The organism is Actinocrispum sp. NPDC049592, from assembly GCF_040675465.1.
In the GTDB taxonomy this organism is placed as follows: domain Bacteria; phylum Actinomycetota; class Actinomycetes; order Mycobacteriales; family Pseudonocardiaceae; genus Kibdelosporangium.
In genome coordinates, this window is the sequence record NZ_JBFAPA010000007.1 from 217,521 (window position 1) to 234,658 (window position 17,138).

Sequence of the window (17,138 nt, forward strand, 5' to 3'; positions counted from 1 at the left end):
GGGCTCAGGGTCATCCCGCCGGGCCGGGGTCGTTCCTCCCCCGTACAGGGGACCCGATTTCCACCTCTGACGTGACGATTTCGGTCAACTCGCGTCGATACCTTGACCGCGATGCGTACCTTGCGGATTTCCGTTCTGATGGCACTGTGCGTGCTGGGGGCCGTGCTCGGTGGAGCCACCCCAGCACTGGCCGACGGCGCCCAAGCCGGCGCGGACATCCAGATCGCGCAGACGCTCGGCGACCGCGAGCTCACCATCATCATCCGCCGGGTCGACGAGATCCCCGGACCGGTGCACGTCGACATCGTCACCCACAAGGGCACACCTGCCGGAAAGCTGGAACTCAAGCTGGGCGCGAGCTCCGCCGAGGTCGCGCTCCCGGACAAGCCGGCCTTCACCCCGGCAACGCTCCAGGTGGACCGGGACGGACCGTGGGAACTCGCTGTCGACGACGGACGTCAGGTTGCGACCATTCCGTTCGTCGTCCCGGCGAATGTCACCCCACCGTGGGAAAAAGCCGCTTACGGAGGGTTCGTAGTCGCCGGGCTGTTGCTGGTGGTGTCGTTGCTGCTGGCGGTGTTCGGCCGATCCGGGCTGGCCTTGGTTCCCGCCGGTGGGATGGTCGCGGCACTGGCGGTCGCGGTCACCGCGGCGGTGCTGTCCTCGGTGATCCCGCAGCCCGCGCCTCTCGGAACGCAGCTGGACCCGACGACCGGGGCCGACCCGTACCAGAAAACGTCCATTGTGGACTTCTCGCGCCCGCCGGTGAACATGGTGGCGCGGATGGAGTCCAGCGAACTGGTGCTCCAGCTGACCGACGGCGCCACCGGACGTCCGGTCGACGACCTGCTGGTGCACGACAACGCCCTGATGCACCTGATCGACGTGTCACCGCAGGGCAAGATGCAGCACCTGCACCCGATCCGGGTGGCATCCGGCGAGTACCGCGCCCGGGTCGCCGCATCGGATGCCGGAACTCACGCGATCGCGGCGGAAATCGCCCGGCGCGGTGGCGGAGCGCAACTGCTGCGCACCTCGGTCGCGAACCAGAACGCCGGATCGGGTGTATCTGAAGGTGTGGCCGATGTCGTGAAGTCCGTTCAAGCTGCGGGCCTGCCGAGCACGCTCACCGCACGGTTCGCCACGGCGGACCTGCAACCGTGGCTCGGCATGGCCGGGCACATGATCGTCGCCGGCCCGGTCACGGATTCCCCGGCGACGGCGCCGATCTGGGCACACGTACACGCGATGATCCCAGTCACGCCTGGGATGCCGGGCAAGCCGGACGAGAGCGTCGCGGCTTACGGGCCGGACGTCACGTTTACCTACACATTCCCGTTGCCCGGCCGCTATTTGACGTGGAGCCAGGTGGAACGGGACTACGGCGTCGTGACCGTGCCGTCGGTCATCGACGTACCCGCGACGAGGGGGCAGGGATGAAACTCGCTTTCGGGGCGGCGGCCGCGGTGGTCCTCGGCCTGCTCGCGTGGCTGTTGTGGCCGAGTGGCGACCAGGAGACCGTGCTGACCGCCGACACCGCCAAGCACAACATCCGGTTGTCGGTCGACGATCCCAAGCAGGGCAACAACTCGCTCGACCTGAGGATCACGGACAAGTCCGGGCAGCCGGCCACAGTGGACAGTGTCACGGTGGAACCCGTGATGCCGCAGATGGGTCACGCACTGAGCCCGGTGGTGGCCGGCGCGGGGGAACCGGGCAGCTACCGCGCGGCGAACACCGAGCTGCCGATGCCGGGGCAGTGGGAGATCACCGTCTCGCTGCACGCCGCGGGCGGCACCGAACAAGTCGTTTTTCCGTTACTGGTCAAGTGAAAGGGGAGGATCATGGCTAGCATCGCGTCCACTGCCGGCGCACAGGCGCGCAGTGTGCCACGCGGCCTGGTCCCGGCGAGTGTCGTGCTGGGCGGGGTGCTGCTCTCGCTCACCGGGCTCACCTGGGACATCCAGTGGCACACCGACGTCGGGCCGGACACGTTCTTCACGGTGCCGCACCTGCTGCTGTACTCCGGCAGCGCGGTGTCCGGGCTCGCGAGCCTGATGGTCGTGCTGATGACCACCGCCGCCGAGCGCCGGGGCAAGGAAATCGACCCGATCGTGGGAGGCCGTGCCGTCGGAGTGTTCGGCCGGACCTTCGCCGCGCCGGTCGGTTACCTGATCTCCGGCGCGGGGGCGGCGTCGTTCCTGCTGTACGGCCTGTGGGACATGTGGTGGCACAGCCTGTACGGGTTCGACGCGGTGATCGCGTCGCCGCCGCACATCGGCCTGCTGCTGTCGATCTCGATCACCATGGTCGGGTCCACGATGGTGTTCGCCACCGCGCGCGAACACCGTTGGGGCATCATCGGTGCGGTCGTCACCGCGGCGAGCCTGCTGGTGTTCAGCATGGTCACCGCGATCGGCCTGCAGGCGCTGCCCGGCGGGATCATCGACTCGGTCGACGTGGGGGCCGCGTTCCTGTCCGTCATGATCGTGTTCATGGCCGCACGGTTGCTCGACCGCCGTTGGGGCGGGTTGTGGGTCGCGCTGATCGTGTTGGTGTTGCAGGGCGTGTACTGGGTTTTCTCGCCCTGGGCCGCCAAGACCTACGCCAGTGCCATCGACCTGCCGTTGCGCGACTATGCCCAAGGCGTGCCCGCGTTGCCCGCGATGGTCCCGCTCGTGCTGGTCGTCGTCGCGGCGATCACCGGTCTGCTGAACAAACTGCCCGTGTGGGTGACCGGCGCACTCGCTGGGCTGATCATCGCCGCGTGCGCCCCGCTGCAGAACGCCCTGATCTACGGGTATCCCGTGTCGGGCTACGACTCCATCATCGTCACCGCGATCGTCGGCACGGTTTTCGGTGCTCTCGCTGGACTTCTGGGGCGCCGCTTCGGCGAGATGCTCCGTGCGCTCAAACCGGAGGCCGTCAATGCGTAGAAGTTTCAGGGGTATCACCGCGCTGTTGAGCGTGATCGGGCTGATGCTCGGGGCGTCCGCACCGGCGCTGGCGTACGAGCCGGTCAACATCGTGCACACCGAACGGGTCCAGGTCGGCCCCTATGGGATGACGGTCGGCTTCAGTACGTGGCCGTTGAAGGCCATGCAGTCGCTGGACTTCACCTTCGCGCCGGACGGCGGCATCGCGGACAAGTCCGGCCGGCTGGCCATGCTGTATGGCCAGGACAACCGGCAGCGGCGCTCGCAGCCGCTGGCCCGCCACCCGCGCAAGCGCGAGGTGTGGGGCCTGGACGTGCTCAGCATGCCGCAGCAGGGGGACTGGACCTTCCGGTTCACCATCGACGGCCCGGCCGGCCCGGCCGTCGGTGAGCTGAAGGGCCTCAAGGTGCTGGAGCAGCCCGGGCCGCCGCTCGGGCTGAGCTGGGCGATCAGCACGCTGCCGCTGTTCGGCCTCGTCGCCCTGATCGTGGTTGCCTGGCGCCGGACGCGTAAACCCGTGCCCGCGCCGGCGTGATGACCCGCGGGGCCGCGACCGCAGCCGTGCCCCGCGGGTCATCCTGCTACGACTGCTAAGACACTGCTACGACACGCTGTGAACCAGGGCGGGGCCGTCCCATCTCGCCCTGGTGAAGTCCCGGATCCCGTCGATCAGCCGGACCACGTCCTGCTCCGGCCGCACCACGAGGCGGATGAAGTCACTGCTCATCCCCAGTTTGTTGCCGCACTCGCGGATGAAGACCTGATGGCGGCTGAGCAGATGGTCGCGCAACGCGATGCCGTCGAGCCCCGGCGCGAGCTTGACCATCAGGAAGTTCCCCTGTGACGAGTAGACGGTCAGCTCCGGCAGCCGGGCCAGCTCCATGCCCATCCGGTAGCGGTCGCGCGCGAGCAGCTGCAGGCTCTCCCCGTATTCCTGGGCGTGCTCCTCGAGCATGAACACCACGGTCTCGGCCAGCGAGTTGAGGTTCCACTTCGGCAGGGTCTTGGCCATCTTGCCGGCCAGCGCGGGGTTGGCGACGAGGTAGCCGAACCGGATGCCGTGCAGGCCGAAGTTCTTGCCCAGGCTCTTGAGCACCACCACGTTCGGCCGGATCGTCGCCTCCAGCGCCACCGACGGGTGCCGCTCCACCTCCACGAAGTCGATGAACGACTCGTCGATGACCACGAGGTCGAGGTCGGCGAGCTCGTCCATGAACCGGATGATCTCCCGTTTCGGCAGGTAGCCGCCGTCGGGGTTGTTCGGGTTGCAGATCACCGCCACGCGCGAGCGGCGGGCCCGGATGAAGTTGATGTACGAGTCGATGTCCAGCTCGAAGTCGTTGTTCTCCTGCAACGGGTACATGTCCACCCGCTTGCCGGTCTCCATCGGCTGGTCGGTCCACCGGCCGAAGGTGGGGATTGGCACGGCCACACTCTCGGTGAACCACAGGTGGTCCATCCAGGTGATCAGTTCCGTCGATCCGTTGGACATCGCGATGGTGGCCGGGTTGAGCCGGAGGATGCGGGCCAGCCTGCCCGCGATGGTGGCCGAGTCGCTCGGATAGAACTTGAGAACCATTTCCAGGTTCTTCGCGAGCTCGTTGAACATCTCGGGAGTGGGGAAATACGGGTTGCACGGGATGCAGAAATCCGCGATCTGCCGGCCACCGTCGCCCATTCCGCGGGTGAGCTCGAAATATGACGGGCTGTGCGCGGCTCTCTGGAACAGACCGGTGTCCACACTATGTCGCACTCGATCACTCCCGTCTGACTGACGCTGTACCGGGAGATACGGATCGAACCGGTCATCGGTTCACGTTTATCTCGGTAGGATTACGACAGGTTTGTCATGACAGTGTGCGACCGATCCAGCGGCGTCCAGTAATGGAACGGTTCGTGTCCGAGTTTCGATCGGTCAGCCAGCACGTATGCATTCCGTGCGCAATGCAGCATCGCGTACTTCAGGTGCGACTGCTCCAGGCTCGGCGAACACAGTCCGCGTTGTTCGCTCAGCCCATCGGCGCCGAGGAACACACGATCGGCTCCGATGTGCCGCAACTGCTCCAGCACGGTCGGGCCGACGATGGCCTCGTTCGGCTGCCGCAGCCGGCCGCCGAGCACGATCAGCTCCACGGCCGGGCTCTCGGCCAGCGCGAGGATCGCGGTGAGCCCGTTGGTGACCACGGTCAGCTCACGATGCGCCAGGTGAGCGGCCAGCCGCCCGGTGGTCGTGCCGGCGTCCAGGACGACGACCTCACCGTCCTGGATCACCTCCGCGGCCGCCCGTGCGATCTCCTCCTTCTCGGCCGCGTGCAGGTTGTTCTTGTCCCGCACACTTCGTTCGACCGCGCCGCCGTACGTGCGGACCACGTGCCCGTCCTGGGCGAGCATGCTGAGGTCGCGGCGGATCGTGGAGGGCGACACCCGGAACCGGTCGGCCAGGTCCTGGATGTGCCCCGCGCCGCCGCGAACCTCGACGAGCAGCTTGGCCCTGCGTTCCCGCGCGTTCATTTCCCGGGGTAGGCCTCACGCAGCCGGGGCGCGTACGGCGCGAGTTCAACCGCGGCACGGAAAGCGGCCACCATGGTCTCGTGCGACGCCTGCCCGGTGCCGGCGATGTCGAACGCCGTGCCGTGGTCGACCGAGGTCCGCAGGATCGGCAGGCCGACCGTGACCGAGACGGTGCCATGGAAGTCCACCGTCTTCGACGCGATGTGGCCTTGGTCGTGGTACAGCGACAGAACGCCGTCGTAGCGGCCCTCGAGTCCCTGGTGGAACACGGAATCCGCCGGAATCGGGCCGAACACGTCGAGCCCGTCGGCCTTGGTGGCCTCGACGGCGGGGGCGATCGCGACGATCTCCTCGTCGCCGAACTTGCCGCCCTCGCCGCCGTGCGGGTTGAGCGCGGCCACCGCCAGTCGCGGCTCGTCCTGACCGAAGATCCGCAGCGCGGTGTACGCCTCCCGGATGGCGTGCTCGATGTTCGGCCTCGTGATCTGCTCGACCGCCTGCTTGACCGAGAGGTGCCGGGTGGCGAAGAAGATCTTCAGGCCGCGCACCCAGAACATGGTGTTGAACCGGTCCGACCCGGTCAGCTCGCCGAGCATCTCGGTGTGCCCCAGGTGTTTCGAGCCGGCCGCCCAGATCGACTCCTTGTTGATCGGCGAGGTCACCACCGCGTCCACCTCGCCGCGCAACGCGGCCTTGGTGGCCTCCTCGATCGCGGCGACCGCCGCCTTGCCCGCGGTCGCGTTGACCTCGCCCCATGGCAGGTCGCCCGGGGCGACGCCCAGGTCCAGCACGTCGATCGTGCCCGGTTCGAACTTCGCCTCGGCCACCGAGGAGACCGGCCGGACCGCCACATCCAGGCCGCAGACCTCGACGGCCCGGCGCAGCACCGGTGCGTCGCCGACAGCGAGCGGGCGCGCGGTTTCGGTCGCTTCCGGCGCGGCCAGGGCCCGCGCGGTGATCTCCGGGCCGATCCCGGCCGGGTCGCCGAGGGTCACCGCGAGCACAGGCTTGGTCATGAGATTCCCTTCAATCGCTCGATACACGCCACCGCGGCGGTCGGGTCGCCGATCAGGCCGCCCTTGGTGGCGAACGGAAGACCGTTGAACGGGCCGCCCGCCAGGCGCCCGACGACGGCAAGCGGGACGACCTCGTCGTCGATGACGAACCCGTCGGTGTCCAGGGCGGCCGTGACCGCTGTCGCGATGTCACCGCCGGTCGCGTAAAGCCCACCGATGCGGTGACGGGACAACACGATCCGGGCTGCTTCGGCGAGCAGGCCCGGCAGGTGCGCGGCCTGCTCCGGACTCAGCGTCGCCGAGCGGGTCCGGACACCCACCACCTGGTGATTCTGGCCGAGCAGGTCCCCTATCCGGCCTGCGATCGCCTCGGCATCCTCGCTGCCGTCCACCTCGACGTAGCGGGCGCCCAGGGTCTGCTCGGTCTCGACGATCTGGTCCCTGGTGATCGCCGTGGTGCTGCCGACCACCGCGAGGATCGGTGGCGACGGGTGGTCGCCGGGCGCGATGCCCAGGGCTGCTGCGAGCCTTACCCCGAAGGGGCCGGAGTCCACCGACAGCCAGTGATCCGAGACCCGCGCCGCCGCGGTCGCGATCACCCGAAGGTGTGCGTTCCGGGTCGCATCGCACACGATGATGTCGGCTTCGGTGCGCAGTGCGTGAGCGATGGCGTCCACACCACGTTCGACCACGTCCAGCGGGATCTCGGCGATCTCGCGGTTCGTGCCCTGGCGCAGGATCGTCGCCACCCGCGACGAGGTGACCGGGTTCAACGCGTCCTTCGCCGCCGCAGTCTCCGCCAGCGGCACGCCGCCGACCAGGTGCAGCCCGCCGACGGTGACCCGGCCCGCGTCCGGGAACGCAGGCACGACAAGGGCTTTGACGTTCAACACGGCGATGAGCGCGTCGGTCTCGGCGCCGACGTTGCCGCGCAATGTGGTGTCGACGCGTTTGACCACGAGCCGCACATCGCCGACGGCCGCGATCGTCGCCTGGACCGCGGCACGAGCCTCGTCCGGCGGCGCATGCCGGTTGCCGAGGTTGACCACGAGCGCGTCGATGTCCGGGACCGGTGCTCCGCCGCGCACGGTCATGGTGTGCATGCCGAACTTGGCGAACAACGCGCCGGTCGCGTTGCTGCCAGTCAGGTCGTCGCCGATCACCAGAACCCGTGGCCTGCTCATTCTGAGCATGAATCCTGCTCGCAACGAGCAGAAAGTCAACCCGGGACCACGCGAGTAGTCCGGCATGGCAGCATCAGCGCAGCAACGACCGGGACCACCGCCAACCGGTCGCTACCACTGGGATGAACGGCGGGCAAAGGGGAGAGCTGTGCGCGTCCTGTCGGTTGACCTCGGCACGTCCAACACAGTGGCGGTGCTGTCCGCCCATGGGCGGCCGCCGCGGGTGATCGAGGTCGACGGTTCGGCGACGATGCCCTCGGCGGTGTTCGCCGGCGAGGACGGCAACCTGGTCGTGGGCCGGGACGCCGAGCGGCGGGCGCGGCTGGACCCGTCCCGGTTCGAACCCAACCCGAAGCGCCGGGTCGACGAAGGCACGTTGCTGCTGGGCGACACCGTCGTGCCGGTGACCGACGCCCTCGCGGCCGTGCTGCGGCGGGTCAGCGACGAGACGTCTCGCCAGCTCGGCGGGGCGAAACCCGACGAGGTGCGGCTGACCCACCCCGCCCAGTGGGGTCCGGTCCGGCGCAATGTGCTGCTCGCGTCCGCTCGCCTGGCGGGTATGGGCTCCAACCTGGTGCTCGTGCCCGAGCCGGTCGCCGCCGCGGCGCATTTCGCGTCGTTCCCTGGTCAGTCCCTGGCGCCTGGCAAGGCTTTGGCCGTGTACGACCTCGGCGCGGGCACGTTCGACATCGCGGTCGTCGGCGCCACTCAGCACGGGTTCTCGGTACTGGCCGAGGACGGCCTGCCCGACCTCGGTGGTCTTGACGTGGACCAGGCGTTGCTGGAGCACGTCGGCCGGCAGGTCTCGCACCGCGATCCGGCCCGCTGGCAGCGATTGCTGCGCCCGGAGACGACAGGGGACCGGCGAGCACAGCGTGCGCTGCGGGAGGACGTGAAGGCGGCAAAGGAAGCGCTGTCCCGGCACCCGCAGACCGAAGTGCCCATGCCCGAGCCGTTCGACGATGTCCTGGTCACCCGCGCCGAACTGGAGGCACTGATCCGGCCGAGCCTGCTGCGCAGTGTGGAGCTGCTCGCGGCGACGGTCCGGACCACGGGCATGACGCCCGATCGGTTGATCGGGATCTACCTGGTCGGGGGATCGAGCCGGATCCCGCTGGTGGCCACCCTGATCGCCGAGCAGCTGCGGGTCGTGCCGACCAGCCTGGACCAGCCCGAGACCGCGGTCGCCCTCGGTGCGCACCATGTCCCGCGCGAGGGCATCAGCATGCGCACCCAGGAGGTCAACAGCGCCCTCGCCGAGGACCAGCCGACCGCGACCATGACCCCGGTTCGCGCGGGTGCCTACCGCGGGGCCCCGCAGAGTGGCGGTTTCCCCGCGCAGCAAGCGTTTCCGCCAAGCGGCCCGCAGCCCATCCGGCAGCCGTTGCCGGCGAACTTCCCCCAGGCCAAGCCGGCGCCCGCTCCGGCGCCGGAGAAGAAGGGCAACCGCAAGCTGCTGCTCACCGTCGGGGCATTCGTGGTCGTCGCCGCGGTCGCGGTGGGGGCGTTTTTCCTGTTGCGTCCCGGAAGTGACGTTCCGACCGCGGCGGACTGCCAGTCGGTCGCGGACAAAGACGACAAAGGGTTCACGAAATGCCTGCGTCAACTGGCCGGCGGCGTACCCGACACCGCCACGTGCAAGGACGGTCCCGAGAGCAGCGGCATCGATGCGAACGTCGGCCTGATCACCACCTGCACGTTGCCCGATCAATACGAGGTGACCTATCTGCAGGCGAACTCGCAGGCGGTGGCCACCCAGGAGGCCGACAAGGTGGCCGGTTCCCTCGGTGGTGACCGAGTCCAGGCCGACTGGAAGGGCAACGGCCTGACCGGCCAATACAAGGCGGCGGTCAGCGGTGGGACCGGCAAACTCGTGTTCACCGTGCAGGATCGCCCGATCGTGGGAGTGCTCAGCAAGGTCGAACTGCGCGGTGCCTATACTCCGGACGACCTCGCGAACTTTTTCGAGAAAAGCGTTCAACCCGGAATCTGAAATCCGGATTCTCGATTTCCATCAGACAGTCGAGCGACTTGTGCGCGGCAATTGTGTGCATGCACAGTGAACGGCATGGACTACCCAGAGTTGACCGTTCGCGTGCTCGGCGATTTCAACAGCACAGAATACGCGCGGCTCGTACATGAGATCGGCCTTCGGCTGCGCGCCGCCGGTTTCGGCGGCCGGACCGTGATCATGACCGACGGCAGGGTCGTCAGCCTGGAGAACGACCCCGAATGAAACGGTGTCCCGCGCCGGGCCCCGGCGCGGGACACGAACATCACCGGTTGCCGGCCGACTTCGCCCGGATCCGCGCCTCGGTCTCGCGCAGTTCCGTGGTGAACCCCTCGCCGAAGTCCTCGTCCTCGGTCACCTGACGCACCTCGAGGTTGGTCTCCCAGCCCGGCGCGCTGGGCACCCGGGTGGCCCACTCGACGGCCTCGTCCAGAGAGTCCACCTGGATCAGCCAGAACCCGGCGACGAGCTCCTTGGCCTCGGTGAACGGCCCGTCGATGATGGTCGTCTTGCCGTCGGCGATCTTGACCCGTTTACCCTTGGCGCTCTCCCGCAGGCCCTCGCCGGCGAGCATGACCCCGGCGTCGGCCATCTCCTCGTTGAACTTCGACATCGCGCCGATCATCGCCGTGACGGCGGCCGGATCGGCCGGCATCCCTTGCTCGGCCTGCTCGTTCGACTTGATGATGATCATGAACCGCATGGGCGTGCACCCTCCCTCAGTAGCGAACGCGGCGACTCTACCGGCGCCGGCGGTAGGCGCGGATCAGCAGCAGCAAGGAAGTGAGCACCGCGGCGATGGCGACGACCTGCAGTGCGATCGACTCGAACTCGGTGGGTGCGGGCACATCACCAGTGTGCCCAATCGCAGGCGGCGTTGGCAGTGTCCGGTGCCGCTCCGATCCGGCGCACTAGGGTAGAGACGATGCGTACCACCGTCTTCCGAAACCTGATGGCCGCCGAGTTCGGCGCCGTCCGGGCCGAGATGCTCGCCCGGGACCACGTACTGGCCGCGATCGGCGGCCGGACCGTCGACCAGGCGCTCGAGGCCGGGGTGTCGCCCAAGGAGATCTGGCGAGCCGTGTGCGATGACTTCGACGTGCCGGTGGAACGCCGTTAGACGGTCGCCCGCACAGCCAGCACGGTCGGGGTCGGCGCGCCGCCCTCGGTGAACCGGTCGAGGGTCAGGCCGGCGTCCAGGAACATGTGCAACAGGTCCGGCAGCGGCCAGTGGGTGGCGCCGACCTTGTCCCGGATCCCCTGGTCGGTCCACGACTCCATGGTCCAGCGGCCGTCCAGGTACCCGGGCCGGATCACGGTGGCCGCCGGGTCGCCGCGGTCGGCGAACCCGCCGCAAAAACACGGATGCACCCCCACGTGCACGAAGACCCCGCCGGGCTGAAGCACTCTGGCCACTTCGCGGAGCACCGTGGGATAGGCGGGCATGTCGGTGTGGACCATCATCGCGATCGCCGCAGGGACACTGCCGTCGCGGATCGGCAGGCGCTGGGCATCGGCGCGCGCGATGGGCAGCCGGGTTTTGGCGTGCCGGAGCATCCCCCGCGACAAATCCACCCCAACAGGCGACCAGCCCAGGTCACGCACTGTCTGAGCGTGCACACCCGTGCCGCACCCGATCTCCAGGCAGACACCCGTGCCCTCGCCGAGCAGCCCGCGCAACGCCTGGCCGACGCCGATGGGATCGTCCTTCAGCGCGCCGAGGAACTCCGCCTCGTACCAGTCCGCGATCTCGTCATATGCCGCTCTCACCACGGTTTCATTCGACAGCTGCCGGGACTGTCGGTGCCATGTGTTTCGCTCGTGGCGGATGGACTTCACGTGACCAGGCGGAACGAACTGCCCGGCGTGTCGGACGAACGGGTCGAACACGTGTTCGCTACGATGTGCTCCGACCGGCGACCCCGAAAATGTCGGTCCCTACCCGTAGCGTCTGTCCCGACCTGAAAACCGCTCGACCAACGAGGTGGACTTACAGATGGCACCAGCAGCACCCGACCGGGGCAAGGCGCTCGAGCTTGCCCTCGCGCAGATCGACAAGCAGTACGGCAAGGGCTCCGTGATGCGGCTCGGCGAGGAAGCCCGTGCGCCGATCAAGGTGATCCCGACCGGCTCCATCGTCCTGGACGTGGCGCTCGGCATCGGCGGCCTGCCGCGCGGCCGGATCATCGAGATCTACGGCCCGGAATCCTCCGGTAAGACGACCGTCGCCCTGCACGCGGTGGCCAACGCGCAGCGCGCGGGCGGTATCGCGGCGTTCATCGACGCCGAGCACGCGCTGGACCCCGAGTACGCCAAGGCGCTCGGCGTGGACACCGACGCGCTGCTCGTGTCCCAGCCGGACACCGGTGAGCAGGCGCTGGAGATCGCGGACATGCTGATCCGCTCCGGCGCGCTGGACATCCTGGTGATCGACTCGGTGGCCGCGCTCGTGCCCCGCGCCGAGATCGAGGGCGAGATGGGCGACAGCCACGTCGGCCTGCAGGCCCGGCTGATGAGCCAGGCGCTGCGCAAGATCACCGGTGCGCTCAGCAACTCCGGCACCACCGCGATCTTCATCAACCAGCTGCGCGAGAAGGTCGGCGTCATGTTCGGCTCGCCCGAGACGACGACCGGTGGCAAGGCGCTGAAGTTCTACGCGTCGGTGCGGCTGGACGTGCGCCGCATCGAGACGCTCAAGGACGGCGGCGAGCCGGTGGGTAACCGCACCCGCGTCAAGGTGGTCAAGAACAAGGTGGCGCCGCCGTTCAAGCAGGCGGAGTTCGACATCCTCTACGGGTTCGGCATCAGCCGCGAGGGCTCGCTCATCGACATGGGCGTGGAGCAGGGCATCCTGCGCAAGTCCGGCGCCTGGTACACCTACGAGGGCGACCAGCTCGGCCAGGGCAAGGAGAACGCCCGCAAGTTCCTGCGTGACAACCCCGATGTCGCCAACGACATCGAGAAGCGCATCCAGGACAAGATGGGCATCGGTCCCAAGCTCGACGCGGAGGAGGCCGCCCCCGCACCCGTTGACTTCTGATGCCCGACCGATCGGACCACCTGGACTGGCTGACCGACTGGGTAGCGGAACAACGCGCCGCCGGGCCTGCTCAGCCACACCCGGACTTCGACCCCTGGGGCACCACTCCATCATCCCCACCCCACCGCGGTGACGACATTGGGACGGCCGATGCTGGGGGAGCAGAGCAACTGCCTGGCCCTGTTCCCCAGCCGGCTTCCCGTCGGGACCCGCGATCCGCTGAGCCCCCAGCAGAGATTCACGACCACTCGACACCTGGGCCTCAAGATCCCAGCGCCGGCGACCCGGTCACGCCCGATACGGCGACCCAGAACTCGACCCCTGCTCGTCCAGGTTTCGAGACCCTGAGCCACCCCATCGGGGACGCTCTTGCCCCTGGGGCAACGGCGGCCGACTCAAGCGCCGCCCAGCAGAGCCGTCCGGCCGTGGAGACCCGTCCGGATACCCGGGGTGGAGTCGGCTCCACGCCCGCCGGACACGGCGTCGGTGACCCGAGCCTGCCTGGCGCGGCGACCTCGGGCTCTGTGCCAGGGTCTGCCGGGGTAGGCATCGGCGGGCCGCGTCTGTCGGACGAGGCGGTCTCGGGCTCTGTGTCGGGGTCTGCGGGGGCGGGGGGCGGTGAGCCGCGTCTGCCTGGCGAGGCGGCCTCGGGCTCTGTGTCGGGGTCTGTCGGGGCGGCGACCGGCGGGCCGCGTCTGCCTGGCGAGGCGGTCTCGGGCTCTGTGTCGGGGTCTGCGGGGGCGGGGGCCGGTGAGTCGCGCCGGTCGGACAAGACACTCTCGGACTCCGCGCGGGGATCTGCGGAGGCGTGGACTGGCGGGCCGCGTCTGTTGGACGAGGCGATCTCGGACTCCGTATCGGAGTCTGCGGGGGCGGGGACCGGTGGGTCGCGTCTGCCTGGCAAGGCGGTCTCGGGCTCTGTGCCGGGGTCTGCTGGGCCGCCGGCTGGTGAGCCGAGTTTGTCGGACGGGTCGGCGCGGACATCCGTGCCGAGGTCTGCCAAGGCGGGGACCGGTGAGCCGGGTCGTCGGGATGCGGCTCAGGTGGATGACGATCGTTCGGCACCCACAGCGGCCGGTCCGGACGACGAGGACCTGAGCACCTCCGCCGGGGCGGTCCAGCCGGTGGCTCGGCCAGTGTCTGCGCATTCGGGAGCCGGGGATCGAGGTCGACCGGGCGCGGCCGCCCGACATCCCAAGCCAAGCCAGGCGCTTGCGCTACCAGACCAGACACAAGCGCCCGAGACACCAGCGCCCGAGACGCTGGTGCCCGAGACGCTGGTGTCAACGACATCAGCGCCGGAGAAGTCCGCGCTCGGGATGCTGGCGGGCGGGATGTCTGCGGGCCAAGCGTCGCCTGACGAGGCGTCGGTGGGCGAGGCGTCGGCGGCTGTGACGTCGCTGGCCCAGACCTCGGCGGGTGACGGTTTGTCTGCGGCTCAGCAGCGGGGCACTGCCGCCCGGCTCTCCGAACTACGCGATCTAATCGCGCAGGCGGAGCGGCCGTCCGACAGCCGCTCGGCGTCCCAACGTCGGCGACGGTCTTCCGAGGAGAGATCGTCGGCAAGACGGTCCGCCGACGAATCCTCGGCAGAACGGTCGCCCCGAGACGAGCTGTCAGTGGGACGGTCCCGTCGGGCTGAATCGGTGGCAGGTCAGTCTTCGGACGAGAAGCCGTCGGCAGCACTGCCCGCCGGGAGCGAGCTATCAGCCAGACGGTTCGCCGAGGATGAGCTGGCAGCGGAGCGGTCTGCCGGGGATGAGCTGGCAGCGGAGCGGTCTTCCGGGGATGAATCGTCGGCAGGGCGGTTCGCCAGGGACACGTCGTCAGCGGGACGGTTGCCCCAGGATGGATCGTTGGCAGGGCGGTTCGTCGGAGGCGACCCGTCCTCAGGACTGTCTCCCGGTGACGAGTCTTCGGCACGAAGGTCGCTCCGGGAGGAGTCGGCGGTGACCTGGTTGCCAGGGGAAGAACCTGAAGCAGGTGGGCGGCGGCTGCAGGGCCAGCACATCGGTGGGGACACCGAGTCCACGCCGCGGCTGAGGGCGTCCACAGAGGACTCTTCGGGTGGGCGTAGACCACGTCGGCCACCTGGCTTTGCCGAGCCGGACCCGGCGGCGGCTGCGGACGGCTTCCCGCTCGAGAGCGGGAACTCGTCCCGGGTGTCGGAGTTGCGGGGTTTGCTTGCACAGGCTGAGCAGTCGGCCCAGGCGAAGGGGCGTGGGCGTTCGGCGGCGGGGCGTTCGGCGGCCGGGGATTCGGACCGCGATGAGAGGTCTGGGCGTCGGCGGCCGGGGTCTGGGCGGGGATCGGCGGTGGATCCGGACACGGGTCTGTCTGCGGAGTCCGCTGGTGCGGCGCCGGTTGCCGGGCTGAGTGAGCTATTCGGGGAGTCGGGGGCTCGGCGGCGGCGTTCGGGGGACTCGCGCGATGACGAGGGGACCGGGCGGCGTGCGGGGGAGTCGCGCGATGACGAGGAGACCGGGCGGCGTTCGGGGGCTCGGCGGCGGCGTGCGGGGGAGTCGCACGACGACGAGCAGTCTGGGCGGCGTGCGGGGGCGAAGCGGGAGCAGTCCGAACGGGATCCCGCGGCGCGGGCGAAGGATATCTGCCTGCAGTTGTTGACGGCTCGGCCGCGGACGCGGCTGGAGTTGCGGAAGGCGTTGGTGCGCAAGGGGATTGAGGCCGATGTCGCTGAGCAGGTGCTGGGGCGGCTGGATGATGTGGGGCTGATCGACGACAAGGCGTTCGCTGAGATGTGGGTGCGGTCGCGGCACACGTATCAGGGGATCGGGCGCCGGGCGTTGTCGATGGAGTTGCGGCGGCGTGGTGTGGACAGTGAGACGACGGCGGAAGCGGTCGCCGCGGTCGACTCCGACGCAGAAGAGGAACGGGCGCGGCAACTCGTCCGCAAACGCCTGCCGTCGATGGGCGCCGCCGACCAGCAGACCAAGATCCGGCGCCTGGTCGGGATGCTCGCGCGCAAAGGCTACGCACAAGGACTCGCCTACCGGGTCGTGAAAGACGAACTACAGAACGTCGGTGAGGAGACGAACCTGCTCGACACCCTTGAATAACTTCATACCGCGACGGATCCAGGGACCCACATACGCAAAGCGCGGTCCGGCAATGCCCCGAGGCTAATCGGTGGTCTCGGCGCGGAGGGTGCGCGCGATCCCGGCTGGTAGTGGGTAAGGCCGTTCCGGGGGCAGCAGAGCCTCCGCTTTGGTGAGGTCGCCCGCCTGAACCAGGCCGTGGATCCGGTGCGCCAGACCGGTTACGTCGGTAATGCCCACGATCCACGAATCCGCATACCGGTTCACCGCCTCACCGGACAGCCCGACCTGCAGCGACCGGTACTCCAACGGCCGCATGGTCAGCGACCGCTCCGGATCCCACTGGACGCGCACCGGCTTTCGCAGCGTGGCGGCCCAATCTCCACGCGACGCGTGGACATCCGGCTGGTAGTGGCTCAAAGCGGCGTTGACCAGCGCCCACTCCAGGCCGGACCGGGTGATCTCGATCGCCAGGACGCGTTCCTGCCGTTGCTTCGTCGCCCAGCCGGACCGGTACATCATCCACAGGAAAGAGGGCTTGATCCACGTCATCCGGTCACGGTTGTAGGTGTCCGGGAAGCGCCCGTGAGCAGCGGCATACACGCCCAGCGTTGGGTTGTACGCCTGGTACACAGTGACGGTGTCCTCTGTGTACACCGCGCGGATCTGTCTGACTGGAACCACGCGGCACAGTGTGATCGCCAGATCCCAGGCGCGACAACCCAATAACTAGGCCGTCAGCGCGGACGCCTCCTTGGCGAGCGCCTCGATGCGGCCAAAGTCCTTGGCTGCCAACGCATCCTTCGGTGTCAGCCACGACCCGCCCACGCACTTGACGTTCGGCAGGCCGAGGTACTGCGGCGCGTTCGCCAGGTTGATGCCGCCAGTCGGGCAGAATCGCAGCTCGGGCAACGGACCGGAAACGGACTTGAGGAAGTCCGCGCCACCAGCGGCCTCGGCGGGGAAGAACTTCAACGCGGTCAACCCGCGCTCGGCGAGCCGCATCATCTCCGACACCGTGCTCGCCCCGGGCAGGAATGGCAGACCGGTGACCTGGCAGGCATCCAGCACAGCGTCGGTGGTGCCGGGCGTGACGAGGAACGACGCTCCGGCTTCCGCGGCCTGAGCCGCCTGGGCGGGCGAAGTGACCGTCCCTGCGCCGAGGACGATGTCCGGCACCGACTTGTGCACGTTCGCGATCGCCTCAAGCGCCGCCGGGGTCCGCAGGGTCAGCTCGATCACCTTGATGCCGCCCGCCAGCAACGCTTCCGCGAGCGGTGCCGCGTCGCCCGGGTCGTCGACGACGACAACCGGGATCACCGGCGACAAGGTGAGCAGTTCGGAACCGGTGGTCACGCCATCTCCCAACTGAGTGCCGCTGCCC

17 protein-coding genes are annotated in these 17,138 nt (G+C 68.9%); 9 read left to right on the plus strand and 8 right to left on the minus strand.

All coding sequences use genetic code 11. The features are described 5' to 3' along the window. The first annotated feature begins 111 nt into the window (after nucleotides 1-111). Genes AB0J95_RS19935 through AB0J95_RS19950 form a run of 4 tightly spaced genes read left to right on the plus strand, consistent with a single transcriptional unit; the run spans nucleotide 112 to nucleotide 3,471 of the window. Entirely contained in the window at nucleotides 112-1,440 is a 1,329-nt protein-coding gene (locus AB0J95_RS19935; RefSeq protein ID WP_364759391.1) for a hypothetical protein, read from the plus strand. After that, nucleotides 1,437-1,832 carry a FixH family protein gene (locus AB0J95_RS19940; protein ID WP_364759394.1) on the plus strand — a complete coding sequence of 132 codons (396 nt, stop codon included), beginning with the start codon at nucleotides 1,437-1,439 and terminating at the stop codon, nucleotides 1,830-1,832. The genes AB0J95_RS19935 and AB0J95_RS19940 overlap by 4 nt, the downstream gene beginning before the upstream one ends. A 12-nt stretch (nucleotides 1,833-1,844) precedes the next feature. Further along, nucleotides 1,845-2,936, plus strand: coding sequence for a hypothetical protein (locus AB0J95_RS19945; protein ID WP_364759397.1), 1,092 nt, complete (start codon nucleotides 1,845-1,847; stop codon nucleotides 2,934-2,936). Continuing rightward, the gene (locus AB0J95_RS19950) at nucleotides 2,929-3,471 is read left to right on the plus strand and encodes a hypothetical protein (protein WP_364759400.1); all 543 of its coding nucleotides are present in this window, start codon (nucleotides 2,929-2,931) and stop codon (nucleotides 3,469-3,471) included. The genes AB0J95_RS19945 and AB0J95_RS19950 overlap by 8 nt, the downstream gene beginning before the upstream one ends. A gap of 66 nt (nucleotides 3,472-3,537) precedes the next feature. Here the strand turns inward: AB0J95_RS19950 and AB0J95_RS19955 are convergent, their stop codons facing one another. From AB0J95_RS19955 to AB0J95_RS19970, 4 genes are all read right to left on the minus strand, one after another. After that, nucleotides 3,538-4,689: a histidinol-phosphate transaminase gene (locus AB0J95_RS19955; RefSeq protein WP_364759403.1), complete on the minus strand. Its 1,152-nt coding sequence runs from the start codon at nucleotides 4,687-4,689 to the stop codon at nucleotides 3,538-3,540. 80 nt (nucleotides 4,690-4,769) lie between these two features. After that, entirely contained in the window at nucleotides 4,770-5,447 is a 678-nt protein-coding gene (locus AB0J95_RS19960) for a DeoR/GlpR family DNA-binding transcription regulator (protein WP_364759406.1), read from the minus strand. Continuing rightward, nucleotides 5,444-6,463, minus strand: a complete 1,020-nt coding sequence (gene pdxA, locus AB0J95_RS19965; RefSeq protein WP_364759409.1) for a 4-hydroxythreonine-4-phosphate dehydrogenase PdxA — start codon at nucleotides 6,461-6,463, stop codon at nucleotides 5,444-5,446. The genes AB0J95_RS19960 and pdxA overlap by 4 nt, the downstream gene beginning before the upstream one ends. Then, complete coding sequence (locus tag AB0J95_RS19970) at nucleotides 6,460-7,647, minus strand: four-carbon acid sugar kinase family protein (RefSeq protein ID WP_364759412.1); 1,188 nt, start codon at nucleotides 7,645-7,647, stop codon at nucleotides 6,460-6,462. Before AB0J95_RS19970 ends, pdxA begins: the two co-directional genes overlap by 4 nt. A 148-nt stretch (nucleotides 7,648-7,795) precedes the next feature. Between AB0J95_RS19970 and AB0J95_RS19975 the strand changes: the two genes are divergently transcribed. Both AB0J95_RS19975 and AB0J95_RS19980 read left to right on the plus strand, forming a co-directional pair. Continuing rightward, complete coding sequence (locus AB0J95_RS19975; RefSeq protein ID WP_364759415.1) at nucleotides 7,796-9,640, plus strand: Hsp70 family protein; 1,845 nt, start codon at nucleotides 7,796-7,798, stop codon at nucleotides 9,638-9,640. Nucleotides 9,641-9,715: 75 nt separating this feature from the next. After that, nucleotides 9,716-9,883: a hypothetical protein gene (locus AB0J95_RS19980; RefSeq protein WP_364759418.1), complete on the plus strand. Its 168-nt coding sequence runs from the start codon at nucleotides 9,716-9,718 to the stop codon at nucleotides 9,881-9,883. Nucleotides 9,884-9,923: 40 nt separating this feature from the next. On the opposite strand, the gene AB0J95_RS19985 is transcribed toward AB0J95_RS19980, so the two are convergent. Further along, nucleotides 9,924-10,361: a YciI family protein gene (locus AB0J95_RS19985; protein ID WP_364759421.1), complete on the minus strand. Its 438-nt coding sequence runs from the start codon at nucleotides 10,359-10,361 to the stop codon at nucleotides 9,924-9,926. 222 nt (nucleotides 10,362-10,583) lie between these two features. Between AB0J95_RS19985 and AB0J95_RS19990 the strand changes: the two genes are divergently transcribed. Beyond that, the gene (locus AB0J95_RS19990) at nucleotides 10,584-10,778 is read left to right on the plus strand and encodes a DUF3046 domain-containing protein (RefSeq protein ID WP_364759424.1); all 195 of its coding nucleotides are present in this window, start codon (nucleotides 10,584-10,586) and stop codon (nucleotides 10,776-10,778) included. Here the strand turns inward: AB0J95_RS19990 and AB0J95_RS19995 are convergent. Beyond that, the gene (locus AB0J95_RS19995) at nucleotides 10,775-11,428 is read right to left on the minus strand and encodes a class I SAM-dependent methyltransferase (protein WP_364759427.1); all 654 of its coding nucleotides are present in this window, start codon (nucleotides 11,426-11,428) and stop codon (nucleotides 10,775-10,777) included. The genes AB0J95_RS19990 and AB0J95_RS19995 overlap by 4 nt on opposite strands. A gap of 226 nt (nucleotides 11,429-11,654) precedes the next feature. On the opposite strand from AB0J95_RS19995, the gene recA reads away from it, so the two are divergent. Both recA and AB0J95_RS20005 read left to right on the plus strand, forming a co-directional pair. Then, nucleotides 11,655-12,698 carry a recombinase RecA gene (gene recA, locus AB0J95_RS20000; RefSeq protein WP_364759430.1) on the plus strand — a complete coding sequence of 348 codons (1,044 nt, stop codon included), beginning with the start codon at nucleotides 11,655-11,657 and terminating at the stop codon, nucleotides 12,696-12,698. 2,315 nt (nucleotides 12,699-15,013) lie between these two features. Then, nucleotides 15,014-15,775 carry a regulatory protein RecX gene (locus tag AB0J95_RS20005; protein ID WP_364759433.1) on the plus strand — a complete coding sequence of 254 codons (762 nt, stop codon included), beginning with the start codon at nucleotides 15,014-15,016 and terminating at the stop codon, nucleotides 15,773-15,775. Between the two features lie 63 nt (nucleotides 15,776-15,838). On the opposite strand, the gene AB0J95_RS20010 is transcribed toward AB0J95_RS20005, so the two are convergent. Next, the gene (locus AB0J95_RS20010) at nucleotides 15,839-16,438 is read right to left on the minus strand and encodes a DUF4291 domain-containing protein (protein ID WP_364759436.1); all 600 of its coding nucleotides are present in this window, start codon (nucleotides 16,436-16,438) and stop codon (nucleotides 15,839-15,841) included. Nucleotides 16,439-16,483: 45 nt separating this feature from the next. Continuing rightward, nucleotides 16,484-17,110 (minus strand): bifunctional 4-hydroxy-2-oxoglutarate aldolase/2-dehydro-3-deoxy-phosphogluconate aldolase, encoded by a 627-nt coding sequence (eda, locus tag AB0J95_RS20015; RefSeq protein WP_364759439.1) that lies wholly within the window; start codon nucleotides 17,108-17,110, stop codon nucleotides 16,484-16,486. Nucleotides 17,111-17,138 lie beyond the last annotated feature (28 nt).